Source organism: Streptococcus suis, assembly GCF_002960625.1.
In the GTDB taxonomy this organism is placed as follows: domain Bacteria; phylum Bacillota; class Bacilli; order Lactobacillales; family Streptococcaceae; genus Streptococcus; species Streptococcus suis_T.
Genome location: NZ_POJH01000057.1, coordinates 1 through 753, shown reverse-complemented (window position 1 = coordinate 753; position 753 = coordinate 1). Strand labels below are relative to the sequence as shown.

Genomic DNA, 753 nt, shown 5'->3' with positions numbered 1-753 from the left:
AGTCATAACCACCCGTGAAAACGGGTGGCTTGTACACCGGCTATAAGCCGTTTCTCTCCAGCGACGTCTAAAGACGTTCGCTGAACTTCGTTCAGGTTAGTGCTATAATTACTTGACTAATGCCCGTAACAACGGGCTTTTATCTTGTTCTAAAACTGCCATCTGAAAATGGATCTTCATACTCTTTGACACTCAATTTATCAAGCGCAATGTCATTTTTCTCCTGCTCGCGAATGTATTTCGCAACTGTCTTTTCGTTCAACCCAACGGTACTAACATAGTAGCCTCTAGCCCAAAACTTTCGATTTCCATACTTATATTTTAAATTAGCATGTTTATCAAATATCATTAGAGCACTTTTACTTTTCAAATATCCCATAAAATCGGAAATCGAAAGTTTCGGTGGGATCAAGACAAGCATATGAACATGGTCTGCCATCATGTGTCCCTCAATAATTTCCACGCCTTTGTATTGGCATAGATGACGGAAAATATCAATTAAGTCCTGTCTAATTTTGTAGTAAATGGATTTTCTCCGGTACTTAGGTGTGAAAACTATGTGATATTTGCACATCCATTTGGTATGTGATAAACTGTAACTGGTTTTAGCCATTTCTTTTTCCTCCTTTATCTAACCTGAACAATTAGATTATAACAGGAAAAAGAAATGGAAGCTCAAAGCCTTGTCAGCCACCAGCATAGCTGGTGGTTTTCTTGTTTTTCTCTACGAGAAAAACTGGCTCGAAGCCATAA

1 protein-coding gene is annotated in these 753 nt (G+C 38.5%); it reads right to left on the bottom strand.

Annotation, left to right across the window (positions count from 1 at the left end):
- Positions 1 to 139 precede the first annotated feature (139 nt).
- Positions 140 to 613 carry an IS200/IS605 family transposase gene (gene tnpA / locus C1G49_RS10965; protein ID WP_105125667.1) on the bottom strand — a complete coding sequence of 158 codons (474 nt, stop codon included), beginning with the start codon at positions 611 to 613 and terminating at the stop codon, positions 140 to 142.
- Positions 614 to 753: the final 140 nt, after the last annotated feature.